Consider the following 22,985-nt stretch of genomic DNA (forward strand, 5'->3'; position numbering starts at 1 on the left):
AGGGCCGTCCTTCGGGGCGGCCCTTGTTCATTGGAAAAAAAGCTTCTATTCCGTCGCGGAACAAGAAAACCGGGAGATGCCGCATGTCCGCGCCCAAGAAAGTCGTGCTTGCCTATTCGGGCGGCCTCGATACCTCGATCATCCTGAAATGGCTGCAGACCGAATATGGCTGCGAGGTCATCACCTACACCGCCGATCTCGGCCAAGGCGAGGAGCTCGAGCCGGCGCGCAAGAAGGCCGAAATGCTCGGCATCAAGCCGGAGAATATCCATATTCTCGACGCGCGCGAGGAATTCGTCCGCGATTTCGTCTTCCCGATGTTCCGCGCCAATGCGGTCTATGAGGGGCTCTATCTGCTGGGCACGTCGATCGCGCGGCCGCTGATCTCGAAGCACCTCGTCGAGATCGCGCATAAGCATGGCGCCGATGCGGTGGCGCATGGTGCGACCGGCAAGGGCAACGATCAGGTCCGCTTCGAATTGTCGGCCTATGCGCTCGACCCGTCGATCAAGGTGATCGCGCCGTGGCGGGAATGGGACCTGTCCTCGCGCACCAAGCTGCTGGAATTCGCCGAGGCGAACCAGATCCCGATCGCCAAGGACAAGCGCGGCGAAGCGCCGTTCTCGGTCGATGCGAACCTTCTGCACACCTCGTCCGAGGGCAAGGTTCTGGAAGACCCGGCCGACATGGCGCCCGATTACGTCTACCAGCGCACCGACGATCCGATCACACAGGCTCCGAACGAGCCGGAATTCATCGAGATCGGCTTCGAGAAGGGCGACGCGGTGTCGATCAACGGCGAGGCGATGAGCCCGGCGACGATCCTCACCAAGCTCAACGAATACGGCAAAAAGCACGGCATCGGCCGTCTCGACTTCGTCGAGAACCGCTTCGTGGGCATGAAGTCGCGCGGCGTCTACGAGACCCCCGGCGGCACCATCCTGCTGGAAGCGCACCGTGGCATCGAGCAGATCACGCTCGATAGCGGCGCGGGCCACCTGAAGGATTCGATCATGCCGCGCTATGCCGAGCTGATCTATAACGGCTTCTGGTTCTCGCCCGAGCGCGAGGCGCTGCAGGCGCTGATCGACAAGACGCAGGAATACGTCACCGGCACGGTGAAGCTGATGCTCTTCAAGGGCGCGGCCCGCACCGTCGCGCGCTGGTCGGAGTATTCGCTCTATTCCGAGGCCCATGTGACCTTCGAGGAAGACGCAGGCGCCTACGATCAGAAAGACGCGGCGGGCTTCATCCAGCTCAACGCGCTGCGCCTGAAGCTGATCGCAACCCGCAACGCGCGAGTGAAGAAATGAGCTTTTCGCAGCCCAAGGCCGCCATCGTCACCGTCTCCGATCGTGCGTCGCGCGGCGAATACGAGGACAAGGGCGGTCCGGGCTGCGAAGACTACCTCCGCGGCGTGGTCACCTCGCCGCTGGAGATCGAGCGCCACATCATCCCCGACGGGCGCGAGTCGGTCGCGACGAAACTCCGCGAACTGGTCGAGGCCGAGGCCGATCTGATCCTGATCACCGGTGGCACCGGCCCCGCGCCGCGCGACGAGACGCCCGAGGGCTGCTTCGACGTGATCGAAAAGGAGCTTGCGGGCTTCGGCGAAGAAATGCGCCGCGCGAGCCTGCTCGAAGTGCCCACCGCCATCCTGTCGCGCCAGTCGGCGGGCATCGCGGGCAAATCGCTGATCATCATGGTGCCGGGCAAACCGTCGGCCATCGCGACCTGCCTCGACGCGGTCTTCGCCGCCGTGCCCTATTGTCTCGACCTGATCAGCGCGGGCTATATCGAGACCGATCCGGCCCGGATCGAAGCATTCCGTCCGAAGAAAAAGTAAGAGGGGGCGCCGCCCCCGTCTCTTTCAGAGACTCCCCCGGAATATTTTACCCAAGGCGAAAATCGCCTCTCTTCGTGTTGGCTGAAATATCCCGGGGTGAATTCGCGCATGCGAAGAGGGGCAGCGCCCCTTACCGCTTCACCGCCGCGATGGCATAATTCACCGAAAGATCGCGCGCCGAGAGCGACCAGGTCCAGCTGAGCGGATTGAACACCATGCCGCGGCGGTCGACCGGGTCGAGGCCGGCCTTGCGCGACAGCTCGTAAAGCTCGTCGGGCGTGACGAATTTCGACCATTCATGCGTGCCCACGGGCAGCCAGCGCATCACCCGCTCGGCACCGATGATCGCGACCATGTAGCTTTTCGGATTGCGGTTCAGCGTCGAGCAGATCATCAGCCCGCCCGGTTTCATCAGGCTCTGGATCGTGTTCACGAAGCCCTGCGGGTCGGCGACATGTTCGATGATCTCCAGCGCGAGGACGACATCGAATTGCTCGCCGTTCGTGGCCAGATCTTCCGCCGCGCAATGGCGGTAGTCGATCTCGAGCCCCGACTGTTCGGCATGCAGCCGCGCCACGGGGATATTCCCTTCCGCCGCATCAGCGCCCACGACAGTGGCGCCGAGCCGCGCCATCGGTTCGGACAGAAGCCCGCCGCCGCAGCCGATATCCAGCAGGCGCAGCCCCTCGAACGGGCGCGGCGCTTTCAGGTCGCGGCCGAACTGCGTGGCGATCTGCGTGGTGATGTAGTCGAGCCGGCAGGGGTTGAGCATATGCAGCGGTTTGAACTTGCCGTTCGGGTCCCACCATTCGGCGGCCATCGCCTCGAATTTGGCGACTTCGGACGGGTCGATGCTGTTTACCGGATCTGCCATTGCTCTCCTCGCATTGATTTTAGGGCAGCCCATGGCGGGCGCGCCTTTTGCTCTATATAGTCCAGACATGGACAGAACTGCAGGGCAAAAGCGCGCATCGGGCGCCCATCTTTATCCGCCGATCGAGCCCTTCGATCAGCGCCGGATCGACGTGGGCGATGGCCATGTCCTTTACGTCGAACAATCGGGTCATCCCGAGGGGCAGCCGGTCGTCGTTTGTCATGGCGGGCCGGGAGGCGGCTGCTCGCCGACGATGCGGCGATTCTTCGATCCGCAGCATTACCGGGTCATCCTGTTCGATCAGCGCGGCTGCGGTCTGTCGCGCCCGCATGCCAGCGTCGCGGATAACACGACCTGGCATCTGATCGCGGATATGGAGCAGATCCGCCGGACGCTCGGTATCGATAGCTGGATGGTCTTCGGCGGTAGCTGGGGGGCGACGCTGGCGCTGCTTTACGCGCAGGCGCATCCCGACCGGGCGACGAATCTGATTCTGCGCGGCGTCTTCCTTGCGACGCAGGTCGAGCTCAACTGGTTCTACGGCGGCGGCGCGGGGAATTTCTATCCAGACCTCTGGGCGAATTTCCGGCGTCCGATTCCGGAAGACGAGCAGCACGATCTGATCGGCGCTTATCACAAGCGGCTGTTCTCGGGCGACTACATGGCCGAAGCGCGCTATGCGCGGCACTGGGCGATGTGGGAAAACGCGCTGGCTTCGGTGCGCTATGACGGCCCGCCCGGCGAAGCCTCGCCCGATTACGCGCGTGCCTTCGCGCGGCTCGAGAACCACTATTTCCAGAATGCGGCCTTCCTCGAAGAGGATGGCCAGATCCTGCGTGATCGTCACAAGATCGAGCATATCCCGACGACCATCGTGCAGGGGCGGCTCGATATGATCTGCCCGCCGACCTCGGCCTATCGGCTGGCGCAGGGCTGGGCGATGGCGAAGCTGCAACTGGTGCCGATGGCGGGGCATGCGCTTTCCGAACCGGGGATCACCGCCGGGCTTGTCCGCGCGATGGATGAGCTTAGATCCTGATCTAGCGAAAGATTTCGATCGAGGCCGCCATGACGCTTACCTATTTCCTGCTGTTTCTCGTGGCCTCCGCGGCCGCCGCTGCGACGGGCATCATCTTCAAGCCGGGCGAATGGTATGTCGGGTTGAAGAAGCCCGGTTTCACGCCGCCCAACTGGGTCTTCCCGGTCGCCTGGACCTATCTCTACGTCTCGGTCGCCTATGCTGCGTCGCGCATCGCCCCCGAGGCGGGCAGCCAGATCGCGCTCGCCCTCTTCGCGGTGCAGATCGCGCTGAACACGCTCTGGACGCCGGTCTTCTTCGGGGCGCATCGGCTGTGGCTCGGGCTGCTTGTCCTGATCTGTCTGTGGGTCGCCGTCGCGGCGATGATGCTGGCCTTCCTGCAGCTCGATATGCTGGCCGGATTGCTGGTCTTCCCCTATCTCGTTTGGCTGACATTGGCGGGCGCGCTGAACTTCCGGGTCTGGCGTGACAACCCCGGGGCGGGGGGCCAAACCTGATTCCACTTGCGGAATCTGCGATACAGGACTATATCGCCATCAACAGCGGCGCGCCGGGGTCCAAACCTGACGCCCACCGGAAACGTGTGACGGGCCGCAACGGCCCGTTTTTTGTTTTTGTAGGATCGGAAAGAGAGACATGACCGACCTGATCGCCAAGACCGCCATCGACCGGCGTCTGGCCGAGATCGTGACCCCCGTGATCGAGGGGCTGGGCTTCGAGCTCGTGCGGCTGCGGCTGCAGGGCGGCAAGACGGCCACGCTTCAGATCATGGCAGACCGCCCCAATGGCGGGATCATCGTGGACGATTGCGCCGCGATCTCGACCGCCGTGTCCGCGGCTCTCGATGTGGAAGACCCGATCGAGGACAAATATACGCTGGAAGTGTCGTCGCCCGGGATCGATCGGCCGCTGACGCGCTTCAAGGATTTCGACATCTGGGAAGGCTACGAGGCGAAGATCGAGACCTCCGAGCAGATCGACGGACGCAAGCGCTTCAAGGGTATCCTGCGCGGCACCGAAGGCTCGGAAATCCTGATCGAGCTGGACGAGAACGGCGAAGACGTCGTGATCGGCCTCCAGTTCGACTGGCTCGCGGATGCGAAGCTGGTGCTGACCGATGAGCTGATCGACGAGATGCTGCGCCAGAAGAAGGCGACCGAAAGCGTCGACGAAGCTGAATTTGACGAGATTGACGATTCCCCCGAGGAGGAGAACTGAGATGGCCATCACGGCAGCCAACCAGCTTGAGCTTCTGCAGACCGCCGAGGCGGTGGCGCGCGAAAAGATGATCGACCCGGATCTGGTGATCCAGGCGATGGAGGAGAGCCTCGCGCGTGCGGCGAAGTCGCGTTACGGCGCGGAGATGGACATCCGCGTCTCGATCGATCGCAAGACCGGCAAGGCGACCTTCACCCGCGTCCGCACCGTCGTCGAAGACGAGGAGCTGGAGAACTATCAGGCCGAGCTGACCGTCGAGCAGGCGAAGCAGTATCTCGACAACCCCTCGGTCGGCGATCAGATCGTCGACGAGGTGCCGCCGGTCGATCTGGGCCGCATCGCCGCGCAATCGGCCAAGCAGGTCATCCTGCAGAAGGTCCGCGAAGCCGAGCGTGATCGCCAGTACGAAGAGTTCAAGGACCGCGTGGGCACGATCATCAACGGCATCGTCAAGCGCGAGGAATACGGCAACATCATCGTCGATGTGGGCCGTGGCGAAGCGATCCTGCGCCGCAACGAGAAGATCGGCCGCGAGAGCTATCGCCCGAACGACCGCATCCGCGCCTACGTGAAAGACGTGCGCCGCGAGACCCGTGGTCCGCAGATCTTCCTCAGCCGCACCGCGCCGGAATTCATGGCCGAGCTGTTCAAGATGGAAGTGCCGGAAATCTACGACGGCATCATCGAGATCAAGGCCGTGGCCCGCGATCCCGGTTCGCGCGCGAAGATCGGCGTCATCTCCTATGACAACTCGATCGACCCGGTCGGCGCCTGTGTCGGTATGCGCGGTTCGCGCGTGCAGGCCGTCGTCGGCGAGCTTCAGGGCGAGAAGATCGACATCATTCCGTGGAACGAAGATCAGGCGACCTTCCTCGTGAACGCGCTGCAGCCGGCCGAAGTGTCGAAAGTGGTGATCGACGAGGAAGCGCAGAAGATCGAAGTCGTGGTCCCGGACGAGCAACTGTCGCTCGCGATCGGCCGTCGCGGTCAGAACGTGCGTCTGGCCTCGCAGCTGACCGGTCTCGACATCGACATCCTGACCGAAGCCGAGGAATCGGCGCGCCGTCAGGCCGAGTTCGCCGAGCGCACCAAGCTGTTCGTCGACGCGCTGGACCTCGACGAGTTCTTCGCGCAGCTGCTCGTGGCCGAGGGCTTTACCTCGCTCGAGGAAGTGGCCTATGTCGACATGGACGAGCTGCTGTCGATCGAAGGCGTGGACGAGGACACCGCAGGCGAACTGCAGGCCCGTGCCCGCGACGTGATCGAAGAGCAGAACCGCAAGGCGCTCGAAGCGGCGAAGGAAATGGGCGTCGAGCAGTCGCTGTTCGACTTCGAAGGCCTGACCCCGCAGATGATCGAGGCGCTCGCGAAAGACGACGTCAAGACGCTGGAAGATTTCGCGACCTGCGCCGACTGGGAACTGGCCGGTGGCTGGACCACGGTCGACGGTCAGCGAGTGAAGGATGACGGTCTGCTCGAGAAATTCGATGTGAGCCTCGAAGAGGCGCAGAACCTGATCATGACCGCGCGTATTCAGCTGGGCTGGGTCGACCCGTCCGAGCTGGAAAGCGACGCGGAAGACGAAGGCGAAGAGGAAACCGAGGAGGAGGCCGAGGCGTAAGCCTCGGTCCCGACCGGAGAGGAGCTTAGATGAGTCGCGGCGGAAAGCCGAAAACCAACGACGATCCCGAACGGCGCTGCATCGTCACCGGCGATGTTCAGCCGAAGGCGGGGCTTGTCCGCTTCGTGCTCGGACCCGATGGGATGATCTATCCGGACGTGGCAGGCAAGCTGCCCGGCCGCGGCATCTGGGTCACCTCCGAACGCAGCGTCATCGAGACGGCGATGAAAAAGGGATTGTTTGCTCGCGCAGCGAAGCAGGCGGCCAAAACCCCAGAAAATCTGGTGGAATTGGTGGAACTGGCCCTTGCCTCTCGCGTTGTGGAGCTTATTTCTCTGGAGCGGAAGGCCGGCAAAGCGGTTGTCGGCTTCGAAAAGGTCAAGGGCTGGCTGGCCGAGGGGCGCGCGAAAGTGCTGCTACAGGCAAGCGACGGCTCGGACAGGGGCAAGGGCAAGCTGTGGACGCCCGAAGGCGGGCGCTGGTTCGGCTGCCTCACCTCTCAGGAATTGGGTTTGGCATTCGGCCGCGATCGTGCGATACACGGCGCGCTTGCAGCCGGTGGCCTCACCCGGCGCGTAATTGAAGACGCATCGAGGCTTGCGGGCGTACGCAAGCAGGACGGCGGCAAGACCGCCATGAAGGATACGAAGACGGCATGAGCGATACGGACGGCAAAAAGACTCTCGGACTGGGCGGCGGGCGCTCCGGGCAGGTGAAGCAAAGCTTCTCGCACGGGCGTACCAAGAACGTCGTGGTCGAGACGAAAGGCAAGAAGCGGGTGCTGAACAAACCGGCGGCAGGCGCTGGTAAGGGAGGGGGTAACAAAACTTCCCTTGGCGATCCGTCGAAGCGCCCCGCCGGGATTTCCGACGCCGAGATGGAGCGTCGCCTGAAGGCGCTTCAGGCCGCGAAGGCGCGTGAGGTCGAAGAGGCCGCCGCCCGCGAGGCCGAGGAAAAAGCCCGCGAAGAAGAACGTGAGCGTCGTCGCGCCGAGGCTGAGGCCAAGGAGCGCGAGGAGCGTGAACGCGAAGCGGCCCTCAAGGCGAAGGCTGAAGAGGACGAGCGCAAGAAGCGCGAGGCCGAACTTCGCGACAAGAAGAAAGAAGAGATCCGCAAGGGCGGACCGAAGAAAGACACTCCGGTCGATCAGGCTGCCGTGGAGGTTGCTGCCGCCCGCGCCGAGACCAAGGGTGTTTCCGCTTCGGGTCCGCGCAAGACGGATCGTGAGCGTGACACGCGCAACGATCGCAACAACAAGGGCAATGACCGCGGCAACCGCCGTTCGGGCAAGCTCTCGCTGAGCGATGCGCTCTCGGGTGGCGAAGGTCGCCAGCGTTCGCTTGCTGCGATGAAGCGCAAGCAGGAGAAGGCCCGTCAGAAGGCGATGGGCGGCTCGCAGCGTGCTGAAAAGCAATCGCGCGAAGTGCAGCTTCCCGAGACGATCATCGTGTCGGAACTCGCCAACCGTATGGCGGAGCGCGCGGCCGACGTGGTCAAAACGCTCATGAAGATGGGCATGATGGTCACCGCGAACCAGACGCTCGACGCCGATACGGCGGAACTCGTAATCGAGGAATTCGGTCACCGGTCCGTGCGTGTTTCGGATGCGGATGTCGAACAGGTCATCGATCAGGTCGACGACAAGGCAGAAGATCTGCAGCCGCGCCCGCCGATCGTCACGATCATGGGCCACGTCGACCACGGCAAGACCTCGCTGCTCGACGCGATCCGCAAGGCGAACGTCGTCTCCGGCGAGGCTGGCGGGATCACGCAGCATATCGGCGCCTATCAGGTGCAGACCGAGAGCGGGGCGACCCTGTCGTTCCTCGACACGCCCGGCCACGCGGCCTTTACCTCGATGCGCGCACGCGGTGCCAATGTCACCGATATCGTGGTGCTCGTCGTGGCGGCCGACGACTCGGTGATGCCGCAGACCATCGAAGCGATCAATCACTCGAAGGCCGCTGGCGTTCCGATGATCGTCGCGATCAACAAGTGCGACAAGCCCGAGGCGAATGCCCAGAAGGTCCGCACCGAGCTTCTGCAGCACGAAGTCGTCGTCGAAGAGATGTCGGGTGACGTGCAGGACGTGGAAGTGTCGGCCAAGACCGGCAAGGGTCTCGATCAGCTGCTCGAAGCCATCGCGCTTCAGGCCGAACTGCTCGAACTCAAGGCGAACCCCGACCGCGCCGCGCAAGGTGCGGTGATCGAAGCCAAGCTCGACGTGGGCCGTGGCCCGGTCGCGACGGTTCTGGTGCAGAACGGCACGCTGCGCAAAGGCGACATCTTCGTCGTCGGCGAGCAGTGGGGTAAGGTCCGCGCGCTGATCAACGACAAGGGCGACCGCGTCGATGAGGCCGGTCCGTCGGTTCCGGTCGAGGTGCTTGGCATCAACGGCACGCCCGAGGCGGGCGACGTTCTCAACGTCGTCGAGACCGAGGCGCAGGCCCGCGAGATCGCCGAATACCGCGAGCAGGCCGCGAAGGACAAACGCGCCGCTGCCGGTGCCGCGACGACGCTGGAACAGCTGATGGCGAAAGCCAAGGCCGATGAAAGCGTCACCGAACTGCCCGTGCTGGTGAAGGCCGACGTGCAGGGCTCGGCGGAAGCGATCGTCCAGGCGCTCGAGAAGGTCGGCAACGACGAGGTGCGTGTGCGCGTCCTGCATTCGGGCGTGGGTGCGATCACCGAATCCGACATCACGCTGGCCGAGGCGTCCAACGCACCGGTCATCGGCTTCAACGTTCGTGCCAATGCGCCTGCGCGCAACGCTGCGAACCAGAAGGGCGTCGAGATCCGCTACTACTCGATCATCTATGATCTGGTGGACGACATCAAAGCCGCCGCTTCGGGCCTCCTGTCGGCCGAGATCCGCGAGCACTTCATCGGCTACGCCGAGATCCTCGAAGTGTTCAAGGTCACCGGCGTCGGCAAAGTTGCCGGTTGCCGGGTTACCGAGGGTGTCGCCCGTCGTTCGGCTGGCGTCCGCCTGCTGCGCGACAACGTGGTGATCCACGAAGGCACGCTGAAGACGCTCAAGCGCTTCAAGGACGAGGTCAAGGAAGTGCCCTCCGGTCAGGAATGCGGCATGGCCTTCGAGAGATACGACGATATCCGCCCCGGCGATGTCATCGAGATCTTCGAGCGCGAAGAGGTCGAGCGGACGCTCTGATCCTTCGGGACCGAGTTACGAATATAGAAACGGGGGCCTTCGGGCCCCCGTTTTGCATCTGTGGCTGTCGTCCGGCTGCGTCAGCGATTGACGGGATGCCCGGCAAATAGCGCATCGCCGACACGCACGAGAATGCGCCCGCAATCCAGCGTCCGTTCGTAAACTCCCTGAATGAAGACGCTGCTGCCGATCTGAATGGTTCTGAGCATGAGGTTCCTCCCTTGAGCGCTCATTAGAAGCGCAAGGCGTTAAGGAACGGCAAATGTAAACGGGGATCCCTCCGCGTTAGTGGCGAGAGCTGGGAGAAAAGGTCACGAAGGTTAATCGCGCGGTAACCCCCGGTCAGAGACTAACCCCAGTCAGAGCCAATCGCGCAGGATCGGGATCAGGGGGATATCCGCCGGCGGCATCTCGTAGTCGCGCAGGTCGCGCGCCCGCGCCCAGGCGAGGGTCTGCCCCTCTTGCGGGCTGACGATCCCCTCCCACTTACGGCAGGCGAACAGCGGCATCAGTAGGTGGAAGTCGTCATAGGCGTGACTGGCGAAGGTCAGAGGTGCGAGGCAGCTCTGATGGGTCTGGATGCCCAGCTCCTCGTCCAGCTCGCGGATCAGCGCGGCTTCGGGCGTCTCGCCCGCTTCGACCTTGCCGCCGGGAAACTCCCACAGACCTGCCATCGACTTGCCTTCGGGGCGCTGTGCCAGAAGCACGCGCCCGTCAGCGTCGATCAGGGCGACGGCGGATACCAGAACCATCTTCACGAACGATAATCCGCGTTAATGTCGATGTAGCGGTGGGTAAGATCGCAGGTCCAGACCGATTTCGAGGCGCGACCAAGGCCGAGATCGACGCCGATCACGAGTTCATCGTTCTTCATATAGGCGCTCGCGGCCTCTTCGGAGTAATCCGGCACGCGCCAGCCTTTCTCGGCCACGACCATGTCCCCGAAGGAAATCTTGAGCTTGTCGCGATCGGCCTCGGCTCCGGATTTACCGACAGCCGCGACCACGCGGCCCCAATTCGCGTCCTCGCCCGCAATCGCGGTCTTCACCAGCGGCGAATTCGCAATCGACATCGCGATCTTATGCGCGTCCTCGTTCGAGCGCGCCCGCGTCACGCGGATCTCAACGAATTTGGTGGCCCCTTCGCCGTCTTTGACGACCTGATGGGCCAGATCCATCATCACTTCGCGCAGCCCGGCCTCAAACGCCTTCGCAGGCTCCGAGCGCAGATCGGCGATCTCGGCGGCGTCGGATTTGCCCGTCGCCGCGACGATCAGCGCATCCGAGGTCGAGGTGTCGCTGTCCACGGTGATCGCGTTGAACGTGTCGCCGACCTGACGCGACAGCATCTTCTGCAGCCGCGCAGGCGTGATTTTCGCGTCGGTGAAGATATAGACCAGCATCGTCGCCATATTCGGCGCGATCATCCCCGAGCCCTTCGCGATCCCGGCGATCTTGATCGTGCCACCCTCACCCTGAACCTCGGCAAAGGCGCCTTTGGGATAGGTGTCGGTCGTCATGATCGCGCGCGCGGCATCCTCGATCCCGGCAGGGGAGAGGCGCTGCGTCAGGCCGTCGATCACCGCGACGATCTTGTCATGCGGAAGCGGCTCGCCAATGACACCGGTGGAGGACGAAAACACCCGGCTGATCGGCATATCGAGCGCCTGAGCCACCGCGCCGGTCACCTTGTCGACGCTCTCCTGACCGCTTTTCCCAGTGAAGGCGTTGGCGTTGCCGGAGTTGACGATGATCGCGGCGCCCGTCTCGGCAGGCGCGCGCATCGCGAGCTTTTCCTGACAGTCGAGAACGCAGGCCGCGCGGGTGGAGGAGGTCGTGAACACGCCCGCGATCGACGATCCCGGCGCGACCCGCGCCAGCATCACATCGGTGCGGCCAGCATATTTGACCCCCGCCGCGGCGGAGGCGAACTCGACCCCCGCGATTTCCGGAAGATCGGGAAATTTCGCGGGGGCGAGCGGCGAAATCGTCACCGATTTCGCCTTTGTTTGCGCCGCAGAAGCGGCAGGGGCGGGCGCGGCGGAAAGGTCGGACTTCAGCGCCTTAACCTTGGCGCGGAGCTTCTTGACCTTGGCCTTCAGCTCCTTGGTGTCCTTCGACTTTTTCTTCGCCATCGCGCCCGCCTTTTGATCGATCAGTTGCTACCCAAGATGGACTGATCTTTCAGAACGCTCGGATCAATCCCGTCGGTCATCTTGTCGATTTTGGCTTCGCCCACAACAGCCTTTACGCGTTTTTGGACAGCCTCTTGGCGAATATCGCCTTCGAGCTTCTTGCGCACATCGGCCAGTTTCGGCGCGTCGACCATCTTCGTGCCGAGCAGTTTCACGACATGCCAGCCGTACTGGGTCTGGATCGGACCGGCGACTTCGCCGTCCTTCATGCCTGCAACCTTATCCGCGAAGGGCTTGACCATCGCGTCGAGCTTGAACCAGCCCAGATCGCCGCCATTCGCCGCCGCACCATCGGTCGAGTTCTTCTTCGCCAGTTCTGCGAAGTCGCCGCCGTTATCGATCTCTTTCTTGATCTTTTCGGCCTCTTCCTTGGTTTTCACGATGATATGGGCCGCGTGATATTCCTTGGTCGGCTCGGCCTTGGCGTATTTCGCGTCATAGGCTTTCTGCACGGCGTCGTCGGTCACGGCCTTGTCAGCGGTGTAGTTCAGCATCGCACCCGAGAGATACGCGCGCTTCTGCACTTCGAGAGCGATCTTGTCGCGCTGGGTGATGCGCTTCTCCTCGAGCTGGGCGAGCGCGGTCTGCTGAATCAGTTGCTCCAGGACGCCTTGGAACAGCTTGTCATCGGGCAGTTGCTGGTATTGCGCGGGCAGGCCGTCGCGTACCGTTTGCATCATGCCCAGCGTGATATCCTGACCGTTCACGGTGGCAACCACGGTGTCGGCGCTCAGGTCGGTGCGCGGCTTGGCGGCGGTTTCCGATTTCGCGGCATCCGCAGCGGCGGCAGGCGCTTTCGCGTCATCGGCCTGTGCGATCCCGGCAGTCATTGCGCAGATCGCGACGCTCGCGAACAGTTTCGTCAGATTCGGCATCCTTGCCACTTCCTTTCTGCCGCGTCTTTAGGCGGCGTTGACAGTCTGGCAGCCGCCCCTTACATCGCCTAGGGCCTGTAAGAGCCTTTTCGGCCTTGTTTCGCTAGCTCTTCTAGGCAAGCAAACCCTATGCGACAAGGCACAGGGAATAACGATCTGGTCAGCTACCCTCGGAGATTACATGCTCGGCATCGGAACACTCGCGAAGAAGGTCTTCGGCACGTCGAATGATCGTAAGGTGAAATCGGTGCGCCCGCTGGTGGCCAAGATCAACGCGCTGGAGGAGGAGTTCGCAGCCCTCTCCGACGAACAGATCATCGAGAAGACGCGCGACTTCCAGCGCCGCGTGCAGGAAGACGGCGAAAGCCTCGACAAGATTCTGCCCGAAGCCTTCGCCAACTGTCGCGAAGCCGCGAAACGTGCACTCGGCCTGCGGGCCTTTGACGTGCAGCTCGTCGGCGGCATCTTCCTGCATCAGGGCAATATCGCCGAGATGAAGACGGGCGAAGGGAAAACCCTCGTCGCGACCTTCCCGGCCTACCTGAACGCGCTCGCCGGCAAGGGCGTGCATGTCGTGACCGTGAACGACTACCTCGCGCGGCGTGACGCGGAGTGGATGAGCAAGGTCTATGGCGCGCTGGGTCTGACCACCGGCGTCGTCGTGCCCTTCCAGGCCGAGCCCGAGAAGAAGCAGGCCTACGCCGCCGACATCACCTATTCGACGAATAACGAGCTTGGCTTCGATTATCTGCGCGACAACATGAAGACCTCGGTCGACCAGATGATGCAGCGCGGCCATTTCTACGCGATCATCGACGAGGTCGACTCGATTCTGATCGACGAGGCGCGCACGCCGCTGATCATTTCGGGCCCGTCCGACGACCGCTCGGAGCTGTATATCACGCTCGACAAGTTCATCCCGAGCCTGAGCGAAGAGCATTACACGATCGACGAGAAGGCCCGCACCGCGACCTTCACCGAAGAGGGCAACGACTTCCTCGAGAACCTCCTGCTGGAGGCCGGTGTTCTGCCCGAGGGCCAGTCGCTCTACGATCCAGAAAGCACGACCATCGTGCACCACGTGAACCAGGCCCTGCGCGCCCACAAGCTGTTCTTCAAGGATCAGAACTATGTCGTGCAGTCGGGCGAGGTCGTGCTGATCGACGAATTTACCGGCCGTATGATGAAGGGCCGCCGCCTCTCGGAAGGTCTGCATCAGGCCATCGAAGCCAAGGAAGGCGTCGAGATCCAGCCCGAGAACGTGACGCTGGCCTCTGTCACCTTCCAGAACTACTTCCGCCTCTACGACAAGCTCGGCGGCATGACCGGCACCGCGGCCACCGAGGCCGAGGAATTCGCCGAGATCTACTCGCTCGGTGTGGTCGAGATCCCGACCAACCGCCCGATCGCGCGGAAAGACGAACACGACCGCGTCTACCGCACCGCGCAGGAGAAATACGACGCCGTCGTCGAGGCGATCAAGAAGGCCAACGAGAAGGGCCAGCCGATGCTCGTCGGCACCACCTCGATCGAGAAGTCCGAGATGCTCTCGGACATGCTCAAGAAGGCCGGCATCAAGCACAACGTCCTGAACGCCCGCCAGCACGAGCAGGAAGCGACCATCGTCGCCGAGGCCGGCCGTCTGGGCGCGGTGACCATCGCGACCAACATGGCAGGCCGCGGGACCGACATTCAGCTCGGCGGCAATGTCGAGATGCGCGTGCAGGACGAACTCGCGGCGAATCCCGATGCGGATCCCGAAGAGGTCCGCAAGCGGATCGACGCGGCGACCGCCGAGGAAAAGGCGAAGGTTCTGGAGGCGGGCGGTCTGTTTGTTCTCGCGACCGAGCGCCACGAAAGCCGCCGCATCGACAACCAGCTGCGCGGTCGTTCGGGCCGTCAGGGCGACCCGGGCCGCTCGCTGTTCTTCCTCTCGCTGGAAGACGACCTGATGCGGATCTTCGGCTCCGACAAGCTCGATTCGGTGCTCTCCAAGCTGGGCATGAAAGAGGGCGAGGCGATCGTCCACCCGTGGGTGAACAAGTCGCTCGAGCGCGCGCAGGCGAAAGTCGAGGGCCGCAACTTCGACATCCGTAAGCAGCTTCTGAAATTCGATGACGTGATGAACGACCAGCGGAAAGCAGTCTTCTCGCAGCGTCGCGAAATCATGGAAACCGAAGAGGTTGGCGAGATCACCCGCGACATGCGCGTGCAGGTGATCGAGGACCTCGTGGACCGCTTCATGCCGCCGAAATCCTATGCCGATCAATGGGATGTCGAAGGCATGCACCAAGAGGTGATCGAACAGCTCAACCTCGACGTGCCGCTTGCGGAATGGGCCGAGGAAGAGGGTGTCGATCAGGAAGTCGTCGCCGAGCGTCTCGAGGAAGCGACCGATACGCTTATGGCCGAGAAGGCCGAAGCGTTCGGTGCCGACACGATGCAGATGATCGAAAAGCAGGTTCTGCTGCAGATCATCGACGCGAAATGGCGCGAGCATCTGGTCACGCTCGATCAGCTGCGCCAGACCATCGGTTTCCGCGGCTATGCGCAGCGCGATCCGCTGTCGGAATTCAAGACCGAGGGCTTCCAGCTGTTCGAGATCATGCTCGACAGCCTGCGCTCGGACGTGACGCAGCAGCTGGCCCGCATCCGTCCGCTCACCGAAGAAGAGCAGGCGCAGATGATGCAGGCGCAACAGCAGCAGCCCGCACCGACTGAAGCGTCGGCGGAAGCCCCGACCGAGGCGGTGCCCGAGGTCGAGGTGGTGGGCGAACCGCTGCCGGGATTCGACGAGACGAATCCGGCAACTTGGGGCGAGCCGTCGCGCAACGATCCTTGCCCCTGCGGGTCGGGCAAGAAGTTCAAGCATTGCCACGGGCAATTGGTTTGACACAACTCTGACGCGAATGTGGCAAAGGTGAGGCGGCTTCGGCCGCCTTTTCCATATCTTGTTGGAGTCATTGACTCTCTTGGCAGGTCCACCCCCCAGGCCAGCCGCGTGAAAGGCGCGATTTCCCAATTCGCGCCGCAGCTTCGCCGCTTTCGGTCATTAGAAAATTATTAAGCAGTTTTCTAAGACAGACCCCAGTTCGAGGCGGCGATGCGCACCATTCGCAAGATATCCATGATCGGAGCGACGTTCCTGCTCGCCGCCGCGACCGGTCATGTGATGCAAAGCGTGGGTCCGCGTCCGCAGCTTGGCGCGTCTTTGGTGGCGAGCTCGGTCGCTCGCGACAGTTGGGGAAACCGGGTCGAGCCGCGCGAAGAACCGCGGGTTCAGCTCATTTCGAAAACCGTTCTTCGCAATCCGCCGGTCTATCATTTCGCGACGGATTCCGGCGTCGGCATCGTGCCTGCGACGGTGCGCACATCCGGCGACCAGTTCACCTCTTCGCTTCCGCAACCGATGCCGTTGAAAACCGGCGCTGCCGATTGCGGGCATGCCGTCCTGTCGGTGACCCCCGCTGGTGATGGGCTGACCCAGCTGGAGCTGAGCGCGCCGTGCCACCCGGATATGAAACTGGCGATCCGCGATGCGTCGCTCTCGATCGCCGGGCAAACCGATAAGTCGGGGGCTTTCTCGGCTATCCTGCCGTTGCTTGCGCCTATGACCTCGCTGGAAGTCACCACCGATGGATCGACGATCGCGCAGGTGGAGGCCGCGGCGTCGGGGCTCGATAAGATCAACCGCGCGATCTGGGTGACCGATGCACAAAGCCCGTTGCATCTGAACGCCTATGAGAACGGTGCGCAGTTCGACGATGCGGGCCATCTCGACGTGACTAAGCCGCGCACGCCGGACACCTCGCTGGGCGGCTATATGCAAAGCTTCACCTCCGCAGATGGCAAACGCATCGAAATCTATACCGCCCCCAAGACGCTCACCGCGCTCAAGCTGCAACTCGAGGCGACGCTGTCCTCCAACGATTGCGGCAAGTCGGTCGGCGGGCGGCTGATGCGGATGCATGGCACTGGGACCGCAGCGATGCCGATCACCCTCGATCTGCCCGCCTGTCCGTCCGATGGCGGCGCGGTGGTTCTGCCGCTGGATGGGTTCGAGTCCCAGGGCCTGACCGCTCAGAAGTAACCCTCCGACCGCAGGCTGATCTCGCAGTCCTTACCGAGGATCAGGTGATCGTGCAGCACGATGCCGAAGAGCTTCGCTGCCTCGTCGATCTGCCGTGTGAGGGCGATATCCGCCTCTGACGGGGTCGGATCTCCGGAGGGGTGATTATGCACCAGAATCAGCGCCGAGGCATTGGCCTCCAGCGCGCGCTTCATCACCTCGCGCGGATAGACGGGAACATGGTCCACCGTGCCGCGGCCCTGTTCCTCATCCGCAATCAGCGCGTTCTTCCGGTCCAGTAGCAGCAGACGAAACTGCTCCGTCTCGGCGTGGGACATCGCCATGTGACAGTAATCGACGAGCGCCTGCCACGAGCTGAGCACCGGGCGATGCATCACCTTCGAGCGTGCGAGCCTTTGCGCCGAGGCCTCCACCAGCTTCAGCTCGATCACCACGGCTTCGCCCACGCCGGTCACTTGGCGCAGGCGGTGAGGCGGGGCAGAGACCACCCGCCCGAAATCGCCGAAGGTTTCGATCAGGCGACGGGCGAGGGGTTTGACGTCCTGCCGGGGGATCGCGCGAAACAGCACCAGTTCGAGCAGTTCGTAATCGGGCAGGGCCTGCGCGCCGCCTTCCATAAACCGCGTGCGCAGCCGTTGCCGATGGTCGAACAGATAGGACGGCTTGGACGCGCCCGGCGGTGGACGGATCGCGGTGCCGCCGTTGAACAACGGCAGCGGAGGCTCCTGCATATGACGGGGTATCTGGTCCATGAAACAGACCATGAACGATTCGGGTTGAAGAAAGCCTTAATCGCCCTCGGTCAGCCTAAGAAAAAAGGCGCCCGAAGGCGCCTTTTCCAAATGATCACTGGGTCATGCCATCCCAGAAGCTTTTGACTTTCTTGAAGAAACTCGCGCCTTCCGGGTTGTTCTCGGCTTCAATCCCCTGAAACTCCTTGAGGATTTCCTTCTGCCGTGCGGTCAGGTTCACCGGGGTTTCGACGGCCAGTTCGATGAACATGTCGCCGGCCCCACCGCCACGCAGCGCGGGCATCCCTTTTCCACGCAAGCGCATCTGCCGACCCGATTGGCTGCCGGCCGGGATTTTCACACGGCTGCGGCCGCCATCTATTGTCGGCACTTCGACCTCGCCACCAAGGGCTGCGGTCGCCATGCTGACGGGCACGCGGCAATGCAGATCGGTGCCTTCGCGCTCGAAGATCGCGTGCGGCTGGACCTCGATGAAGATGTAGAGATCGCCCGACGGACCACCGCGCAGCCCCGCCTCGCCTTCGCCGGCGTGACGGATGCGGGTGCCGGTCTCGACCCCCGGAGGGATGTTGACCTGAAGCTGGCGATCGACCTCCACGCGGCCTGCACCATGGCAGACCTTGCAGGGGTTCTTCACCACCTGACCCTGGCCACCACAGGTCGGGCAGGTCCGCTCGACCGTGAAGAAGCCGTTCTGCGCGCGCACCTTGCCCAGGCCCGAACAGGTCGGACAGGTCTGCGGCTCGGAGCCGCCTTCCGCACCGGAGCCGTTACACTCGGTACAGGCGGCCGAGCTTGGCACGTTGATCGTCTTGTGGGTGCCGCGATACGCCTCTTCGAGCGTGACGCGCATGTTGTAGCGCAGATCGGAGCCCCGCTGCGCGCGCGAACGCCCACCGCCGGGACCGGCTCTGCCGCCGCCCATGAAATCACCGAACAGGTCTTCGAAGACGTCGGAGAAGGCCGAGGCGAAGTCGCCCTGACCGCCCGCGCCGCCGTAGCCGCCGCCCGGACGCCCACCGCCCATGCCGCCTTCGAAGGCTGCGTGACCGAACCGGTCGTAGGCTGCCTTTTTCTCGGCGTCCTTGAGGACGTCGTAAGCCTCGTTCACTTCCTTGAACTGAGCTTCGGCCTCGGGGTTGTCGGAATTGCGATCGGGATGAAGCTCTTTCGCCTTCTTGCGATAGGCTTTCTTGATCTCTTCGGCCGAGGCGCCTTTGGCAGTTCCCAGAACGTCGTAATAGTCGCGTTTTGCCATTGGTTACCCCCTTGGCGGAACGCAGGCGGGCCCGCCCTTGGAAAAAGGCAGGCCCGCCCGACATTCCATGCGCAATTACTTGCGCTCGTCCTCGCCCAGATCTTCGAAGTCAGCGTCGACGATATCTTCATCGACATCGCGCGGGCTGTCTTCGTCGTTGGAGCTCTCGCCCTGACCGGCTTTCTCCTGCTCGGCCTTGTAGATGGCCTCGCCGAGTTTCATCGCCGCATCCGTCAGGTTCTGGATCGCGCCTTTGATCTTGCCAGCGTCTTCGGTCTTGAGGGCTTCCTCAAGCGCGTTGGCCGCCAGTTCGATCGCTTCGACGGTCGAGGCATCGACCTTGTCGCCGTGTTCTTCAAGCGACTTGCGGGTCGAGTGCAGGAGCGATTCGCCCTGGTTCTTGGTTTCGACCAGTTCCTTGCGGGACTTGTCCGCGTCGGCATTCGCCTCGGCGTCCTGAACCATTTTCTCGATCTCGTCGTCGGACAGACCGCCGGACGCCTGGATCGTGATCTTCTGCTCCTTGCCGGTGCCCTTGTCCTTCGCCGAAACGGACACGATGCCGTTGGCGTCGATGTCGAAGGTCACTTCGATCTGCGGCATGCCGCGCGGGGCCGGCGGGATGTCCTCGAGGTTGAACATGCCGAGCATCTTGTTGTCGGCAGCCATCTCGCGCTCACCCTGGAAGACCCGGATGGTCACCGCGTTCTGGTTGTCTTCCGCGGTGGAGAACACCTGGCTCTTCTTCGTCGGGATCGTCGTGTTGCGATCGATCAGGCGGGTGAACACGCCACCCAGCGTCTCGATGCCGAGCGACAGCGGGGTCACGTCGAGCAGGACGACGTCTTTCACGTCACCTTGCAGAACGCCGGCCTGAATGGCCGCACCGAGCGCCACGACCTCATCCGGGTTCACACCCTTATGCGGCTCTTTGCCGAAGAAGCCGGTCACTTCTTCCACGACTTTCGGCATACGGGTCATACCGCCGACGAGCACGACTTCGTCGATTTCGTCCTTGGAGACGCCCGCATCCTTGAGCGCAGCCTGACAGGGCTTCAGCGAGGCCTTGATGAGATCGCTCACGAGGCTTTCCAGCTTCGCACGGGTCAGTTTCATGACCATGTGCAGCGGCGTGCCGTCCTTGCCCATCGAGATGAAGGGCTGGTTGATCTCGGTCTGGCTCGAGCTCGACAGCTCGATCTTCGCTTTCTCGGCAGCTTCCTTCAGACGCTGCAGCGCCATCTTGTCCTTGGTCAGGTCGACGCCATGCTCTTTTTTGAACTCGTCAGCGAGGTAGTTGACGATGCGCATGTCGAAGTCTTCACCGCCGAGGAACGTGTCGCCGTTGGTCGATTTCACTTCGAAGAGACCGTCGTCGATCTCGAGGATGGTGATGTCGAAGGTACCGCCGCCGAGGTCATAGACCGCGATGGTTTTCGATTCTTTCTTGTCGAGGCCATAGGCTAGCGCAGCCGCGGTCGGCTCGTTGATGATGCGCAGCACCTCGAGACCGGCGATCTTGCCGGCGTCTTTCGTGGCCTGACGCTGAGCGTCGTTGAAGTAGGCGGGCACGGTAATGACGGCCTGCGTGACTTCCTCGCCCAGATAGCTTTCGGCGGTTTCCTTCATCTTCTGAAGAATCACGGCCGAAACCTGTGCGGGGGAGTACTTGTCGCCCTTCACTTCGACCCATGCGTCGCCATTGCCGCCGTCGACAATGTTGTAGGGGACGAGTTTCTTGTCCTTCTCGACTTCCGCATCGGTGGTGCGGCGACCGATCAGACGCTTAACAGCGAAAACGGTGTTCGAGGGGTTGGTGACCGCCTGACGTTTCGCCGGCTGGCCGACCAGACGTTCGTCGTCCGTATAGGCGACGATCGAGGGGGTGGTGCGCGCCCCTTCGGAGTTTTCAATCACTCGGGGCTGTGCGCCATCCATGATGGCGACGCAGGAGTTCGTGGTCCCGAGGTCGATACCAATGACTTTACCCATGATGTTACCTCTCTTGGCGATATGACGGGGAACGGGTCCATTCAGGCCCCCGGCCCCTATCCCTTGGGTTTCGGTTTCATGTTCTGCTATCTGGCGGTGTGAGCCGCCTTCGGCTTCGAAGCGTATATAAGGAGGGGAAAATCGGGCTGCAAGAAGGCTCCCCCGAGGAAGAGGGTGAGAAAATGACAGAAAATCCGAAACACGCAATATCTCGGCCCGATCCGCAGGAGATTCGCGGCTTCCGCCATTATCCCGGCTGGCTGGACCTCGACGAGCAGAAGGCGCTGATCGAGACGCTGCGCGGTGTCGTGGCGCAGGCGCCGCTATTCTCGCCGATGACACCCTACGGCAAGCCGATGTCGGTGCGCATGACGTCGGCCGGGCGGTTCGGCTGGATCTCCGACCGGCGCGGCTACCGCTATTCCGAGACCCATCCCGACGGTCAGCCCTGGCCCGCAATTCCGCAGCCGATCCTCGATATCTGGGAGGCGGTCGCGGGGACGCCGCGGGCCCCCGAATGCTGTCTCATCAACTTCTACGGCGAAGGCGCGAAGATGGGCATGCATCAGGACCGCGACGAGCAGGATTTCGATCAGCCCGTGGTCTCGGTCTCGCTGGGCGATGACGGGCTGTTCCGCATCGGGAACAAGACGCGCGGTGGCAAGACCGAAAGCATCTGGCTGCACTCGGGCGACGTGATGGTGATGGGGGGCGAGGCGCGGCTGCTTTATCATGGCATCGACCGCGTGAAGCCCGGCACCTCGCCGCTGATGCCGAAGGGCGGGCGGATCAACCTGACGATGCGCGTCGTGACCTGAGGCCTGTGCAGGCTGCGCCGGCTGGAGCCTCCGGCGGGGATATTTTTGCCAAGAGGAAGGGGCTGGTCAGAAAGAGCCGCGCGGCAGCGGCGTCGTGCCCTTGTTATAGGGCGTCCAGTCCTCGACGTCCGGGTAGTATTTCCGCCGCCACGCCCGCACGCGCGGGTTCATCCGGCGTCGCCAGAGCGGCGGGATCATCGCCAGCGCCGTCATTCCGGGATAACCGAAGGGCAGCTGCGGGGCTTCCTCGGCATCGTAGGTCTGCAGGAGCGGGAAGCGGCGGTCGGGTTTGTAATGGTGATCCGAATGGCGCTGCAAATTGATCAGCAGCCAGTTCGAGGCCATGTGATCGGCGTTCCAGCTATGGCGCGGCAGGACATGCTCATAACGCCCCTCGCCCTTGTATTGCCGGGTCAGGCCGTAATGCTCGACATAGTTGGTCAGTTCCAGCTGCCAGATCGCGAAGAGCGCCTGCAGCAGAAACAGACCGAGCCCCATCCAGCCACCCAATAGCGCCGCCACGATCAGCGCCAGCGCCTGCAATGCGGCGTAGCGCCAGAACGGGTTGGAGCGGTGCCAGACCGGACGGTCCGCGCGGCTGAGTTTCAGTTTCTCCGCCTTCCATGCGGAGCGGGGGCACTCAAAAATCACCCGCCAGAAGAAGCGGTGAAACCCCTCGTTATAGCGCGCCGAGACCGCATCGCGGGGCGTGCCGACCCAGAGGTGATGGACCAGGAGATGCTCGGTCCGGAAATGGGAGTAAAGGACGCTCGCCAACAGTAGATCGCCCAGCCAGCGCTCCAGCTGGCTTTTCTGATGCAGCAGCTCGTGGGCATAGACGATGCCGATCGTGCCCGAGATCACGCCCACGCCGAACATCAGGGCGACGATCTCGAAGCCGTTCAGATGGGTCGTATGCGTCACCCACCAGATCGTGCCGAAGATCACGGTCGCCTGAATCGGGAACCAGATCAGCGTGATCGCGCGATACCAGAACAACTCGGCCTCGGGCGTCTCGGTGTCGGGCTGATCCTCGTTGCGCCCCAGCAGTTGGTCGAGCACGGTCGTCAGCCACCACGCATAGGCGGGCAGCAGGATCAGGGTCCAACCGCCGAACCACGCCTCGATCCCCGCCAGCGGCACGGTGCCGAGCGACAACCAGAAGGGCAGGGCGTGAGAGGGGCGGCGGATTTCGTCGCGGCTGGACATCGGGGCCTCGTGAGCGATGCGGGCGCG

At 63.0% G+C, this 22,985-nt stretch carries 20 protein-coding genes; 11 read left to right on the top strand and 9 right to left on the bottom strand.

The genetic code is table 11. The annotated features are described in order from the left end of the window. The first annotated feature begins 83 nt into the window (after nucleotides 1-83). Both BMI87_RS13950 and mog read left to right on the top strand, forming a co-directional pair. Complete coding sequence (locus BMI87_RS13950) at nucleotides 84-1,313, top strand: argininosuccinate synthase (protein ID WP_078522229.1); 1,230 nt, start codon at nucleotides 84-86, stop codon at nucleotides 1,311-1,313. After that, on the top strand, nucleotides 1,310-1,846 hold the full coding sequence (gene mog / locus BMI87_RS13955; RefSeq protein ID WP_078522230.1) for a molybdopterin adenylyltransferase: 537 nt from the start codon (nucleotides 1,310-1,312) through the stop codon (nucleotides 1,844-1,846). The genes BMI87_RS13950 and mog overlap by 4 nt, the downstream gene beginning before the upstream one ends. Before the next feature lie 130 nt (nucleotides 1,847-1,976). Here mog and ubiG read toward each other — a convergent pair whose 3' ends face one another. Next, nucleotides 1,977-2,720 (bottom strand): bifunctional 2-polyprenyl-6-hydroxyphenol methylase/3-demethylubiquinol 3-O-methyltransferase UbiG, encoded by a 744-nt coding sequence (gene ubiG, locus BMI87_RS13960; protein WP_078522231.1) that lies wholly within the window; start codon nucleotides 2,718-2,720, stop codon nucleotides 1,977-1,979. Nucleotides 2,721-2,787: 67 nt separating this feature from the next. Here ubiG and pip point away from each other — a divergent pair, with 67 nt between their 5' ends. The 6 genes from pip to infB all read left to right on the top strand — a co-directional run bounded on the left by pip (nucleotide 2,788) and on the right by infB (nucleotide 9,770). Continuing rightward, a complete protein-coding gene (gene pip, locus BMI87_RS13965; RefSeq protein ID WP_078522232.1) occupies nucleotides 2,788-3,759 on the top strand; it encodes a prolyl aminopeptidase in 972 nt (323 codons plus the stop codon). A gap of 29 nt (nucleotides 3,760-3,788) precedes the next feature. Then, nucleotides 3,789-4,256, top strand: coding sequence for a TspO/MBR family protein (locus BMI87_RS13970; RefSeq protein WP_078522233.1), 468 nt, complete (start codon nucleotides 3,789-3,791; stop codon nucleotides 4,254-4,256). Nucleotides 4,257-4,395: 139 nt separating this feature from the next. Continuing rightward, nucleotides 4,396-4,977, top strand: coding sequence for a ribosome maturation factor RimP (gene rimP, locus BMI87_RS13975; protein WP_078522234.1), 582 nt, complete (start codon nucleotides 4,396-4,398; stop codon nucleotides 4,975-4,977). A gap of 1 nt (nucleotide 4,978) precedes the next feature. Continuing rightward, the gene (gene nusA / locus BMI87_RS13980; RefSeq protein WP_078522235.1) at nucleotides 4,979-6,598 is read left to right on the top strand and encodes a transcription termination factor NusA; all 1,620 of its coding nucleotides are present in this window, start codon (nucleotides 4,979-4,981) and stop codon (nucleotides 6,596-6,598) included. Nucleotides 6,599-6,627: 29 nt separating this feature from the next. Beyond that, on the top strand, nucleotides 6,628-7,257 hold the full coding sequence (locus tag BMI87_RS13985) for an RNA-binding protein (protein WP_078522236.1): 630 nt from the start codon (nucleotides 6,628-6,630) through the stop codon (nucleotides 7,255-7,257). Then, nucleotides 7,254-9,770 carry a translation initiation factor IF-2 gene (gene infB / locus BMI87_RS13990; protein ID WP_078522237.1) on the top strand — a complete coding sequence of 839 codons (2,517 nt, stop codon included), beginning with the start codon at nucleotides 7,254-7,256 and terminating at the stop codon, nucleotides 9,768-9,770. Before BMI87_RS13985 ends, infB begins: the two co-directional genes overlap by 4 nt. Before the next feature lie 80 nt (nucleotides 9,771-9,850). Here the strand turns inward: infB and BMI87_RS22945 are convergent, their stop codons facing one another. The 4 genes from BMI87_RS22945 to BMI87_RS14005 form a co-directional block, all read right to left on the bottom strand. Next, nucleotides 9,851-9,979: a hypothetical protein gene (locus tag BMI87_RS22945; protein ID WP_256376243.1), complete on the bottom strand. Its 129-nt coding sequence runs from the start codon at nucleotides 9,977-9,979 to the stop codon at nucleotides 9,851-9,853. Nucleotides 9,980-10,129: 150 nt separating this feature from the next. Next, nucleotides 10,130-10,528, bottom strand: coding sequence for an 8-oxo-dGTP diphosphatase MutT (gene mutT / locus BMI87_RS13995; RefSeq protein ID WP_078522238.1), 399 nt, complete (start codon nucleotides 10,526-10,528; stop codon nucleotides 10,130-10,132). After that, nucleotides 10,525-11,904 (bottom strand): bifunctional glutamate N-acetyltransferase/amino-acid acetyltransferase ArgJ, encoded by a 1,380-nt coding sequence (argJ, locus tag BMI87_RS14000; RefSeq protein ID WP_078522239.1) that lies wholly within the window; start codon nucleotides 11,902-11,904, stop codon nucleotides 10,525-10,527. The genes mutT and argJ overlap by 4 nt, the downstream gene beginning before the upstream one ends. Before the next feature lie 20 nt (nucleotides 11,905-11,924). Continuing rightward, on the bottom strand, nucleotides 11,925-12,839 hold the full coding sequence (locus BMI87_RS14005) for a peptidylprolyl isomerase (protein ID WP_078522240.1): 915 nt from the start codon (nucleotides 12,837-12,839) through the stop codon (nucleotides 11,925-11,927). A gap of 181 nt (nucleotides 12,840-13,020) precedes the next feature. On the opposite strand from BMI87_RS14005, the gene secA reads away from it, so the two are divergent. Both secA and BMI87_RS14015 read left to right on the top strand, forming a co-directional pair. Then, on the top strand, nucleotides 13,021-15,732 hold the full coding sequence (secA, locus tag BMI87_RS14010; protein WP_078522241.1) for a preprotein translocase subunit SecA: 2,712 nt from the start codon (nucleotides 13,021-13,023) through the stop codon (nucleotides 15,730-15,732). A gap of 234 nt (nucleotides 15,733-15,966) precedes the next feature. Beyond that, nucleotides 15,967-16,929 carry a hypothetical protein gene (locus BMI87_RS14015; protein ID WP_146681616.1) on the top strand — a complete coding sequence of 321 codons (963 nt, stop codon included), beginning with the start codon at nucleotides 15,967-15,969 and terminating at the stop codon, nucleotides 16,927-16,929. Here the strand turns inward: BMI87_RS14015 and radC are convergent. The 3 genes from radC to dnaK form a co-directional block, all read right to left on the bottom strand. After that, nucleotides 16,920-17,681, bottom strand: coding sequence for a DNA repair protein RadC (gene radC, locus BMI87_RS14020; protein ID WP_078522405.1), 762 nt, complete (start codon nucleotides 17,679-17,681; stop codon nucleotides 16,920-16,922). The genes BMI87_RS14015 and radC overlap by 10 nt on opposite strands. A 94-nt stretch (nucleotides 17,682-17,775) precedes the next feature. After that, entirely contained in the window at nucleotides 17,776-18,939 is a 1,164-nt protein-coding gene (gene dnaJ, locus BMI87_RS14025) for a molecular chaperone DnaJ (protein WP_078522243.1), read from the bottom strand. Nucleotides 18,940-19,014: 75 nt separating this feature from the next. Beyond that, a complete protein-coding gene (gene dnaK, locus BMI87_RS14030) occupies nucleotides 19,015-20,931 on the bottom strand; it encodes a molecular chaperone DnaK (protein WP_078522244.1) in 1,917 nt (638 codons plus the stop codon). A gap of 182 nt (nucleotides 20,932-21,113) precedes the next feature. Here dnaK and BMI87_RS14035 point away from each other — a divergent pair, with 182 nt between their 5' ends. Further along, nucleotides 21,114-21,749 (top strand): alpha-ketoglutarate-dependent dioxygenase AlkB, encoded by a 636-nt coding sequence (locus tag BMI87_RS14035; protein WP_078522245.1) that lies wholly within the window; start codon nucleotides 21,114-21,116, stop codon nucleotides 21,747-21,749. A gap of 66 nt (nucleotides 21,750-21,815) precedes the next feature. On the opposite strand, the gene BMI87_RS14040 is transcribed toward BMI87_RS14035, so the two are convergent. After that, nucleotides 21,816-22,958 carry an alkane 1-monooxygenase gene (locus BMI87_RS14040; RefSeq protein ID WP_078522246.1) on the bottom strand — a complete coding sequence of 381 codons (1,143 nt, stop codon included), beginning with the start codon at nucleotides 22,956-22,958 and terminating at the stop codon, nucleotides 21,816-21,818. Nucleotides 22,959-22,985: the final 27 nt, after the last annotated feature.

Source organism: Thioclava sp. F28-4 (genome assembly GCF_002020045.1).
GTDB lineage: Bacteria > Pseudomonadota > Alphaproteobacteria > Rhodobacterales > Rhodobacteraceae > Thioclava > Thioclava sediminum.

Coding starts and splice junctions, on each gene's coding strand:
- BMI87_RS13950 (WP_078522229.1), top strand. CDS start 84: ATGTCCGCGCCCAAGAAAGTCGTGCTTGCCTATTCGGGCGGCCTCGAT.
- mog (WP_078522230.1), top strand. CDS start 1,310: ATGAGCTTTTCGCAGCCCAAGGCCGCCATCGTCACCGTCTCCGATCGT.
- ubiG (WP_078522231.1), bottom strand. CDS start 2,720: ATGGCAGATCCGGTAAACAGCATCGACCCGTCCGAAGTCGCCAAATTC.
- pip (WP_078522232.1), top strand. CDS start 2,788: ATGGACAGAACTGCAGGGCAAAAGCGCGCATCGGGCGCCCATCTTTAT.
- BMI87_RS13970 (WP_078522233.1), top strand. CDS start 3,789: ATGACGCTTACCTATTTCCTGCTGTTTCTCGTGGCCTCCGCGGCCGCC.
- rimP (WP_078522234.1), top strand. CDS start 4,396: ATGACCGACCTGATCGCCAAGACCGCCATCGACCGGCGTCTGGCCGAG.
- nusA (WP_078522235.1), top strand. CDS start 4,979: ATGGCCATCACGGCAGCCAACCAGCTTGAGCTTCTGCAGACCGCCGAG.
- BMI87_RS13985 (WP_078522236.1), top strand. CDS start 6,628: ATGAGTCGCGGCGGAAAGCCGAAAACCAACGACGATCCCGAACGGCGC.
- infB (WP_078522237.1), top strand. CDS start 7,254: ATGAGCGATACGGACGGCAAAAAGACTCTCGGACTGGGCGGCGGGCGC.
- BMI87_RS22945 (WP_256376243.1), bottom strand. CDS start 9,979: ATGCTCAGAACCATTCAGATCGGCAGCAGCGTCTTCATTCAGGGAGTT.
- argJ (WP_078522239.1), bottom strand. CDS start 11,904: ATGGCGAAGAAAAAGTCGAAGGACACCAAGGAGCTGAAGGCCAAGGTC.
- BMI87_RS14005 (WP_078522240.1), bottom strand. CDS start 12,839: ATGCCGAATCTGACGAAACTGTTCGCGAGCGTCGCGATCTGCGCAATG.
- secA (WP_078522241.1), top strand. CDS start 13,021: ATGCTCGGCATCGGAACACTCGCGAAGAAGGTCTTCGGCACGTCGAAT.
- BMI87_RS14015 (WP_146681616.1), top strand. CDS start 15,967: ATGATCGGAGCGACGTTCCTGCTCGCCGCCGCGACCGGTCATGTGATG.
- radC (WP_078522405.1), bottom strand. CDS start 17,681: ATGGACCAGATACCCCGTCATATGCAGGAGCCTCCGCTGCCGTTGTTC.
- dnaJ (WP_078522243.1), bottom strand. CDS start 18,939: ATGGCAAAACGCGACTATTACGACGTTCTGGGAACTGCCAAAGGCGCC.
- dnaK (WP_078522244.1), bottom strand. CDS start 20,931: ATGGGTAAAGTCATTGGTATCGACCTCGGGACCACGAACTCCTGCGTC.
- BMI87_RS14035 (WP_078522245.1), top strand. CDS start 21,114: ATGACAGAAAATCCGAAACACGCAATATCTCGGCCCGATCCGCAGGAG.
- BMI87_RS14040 (WP_078522246.1), bottom strand. CDS start 22,958: ATGTCCAGCCGCGACGAAATCCGCCGCCCCTCTCACGCCCTGCCCTTC.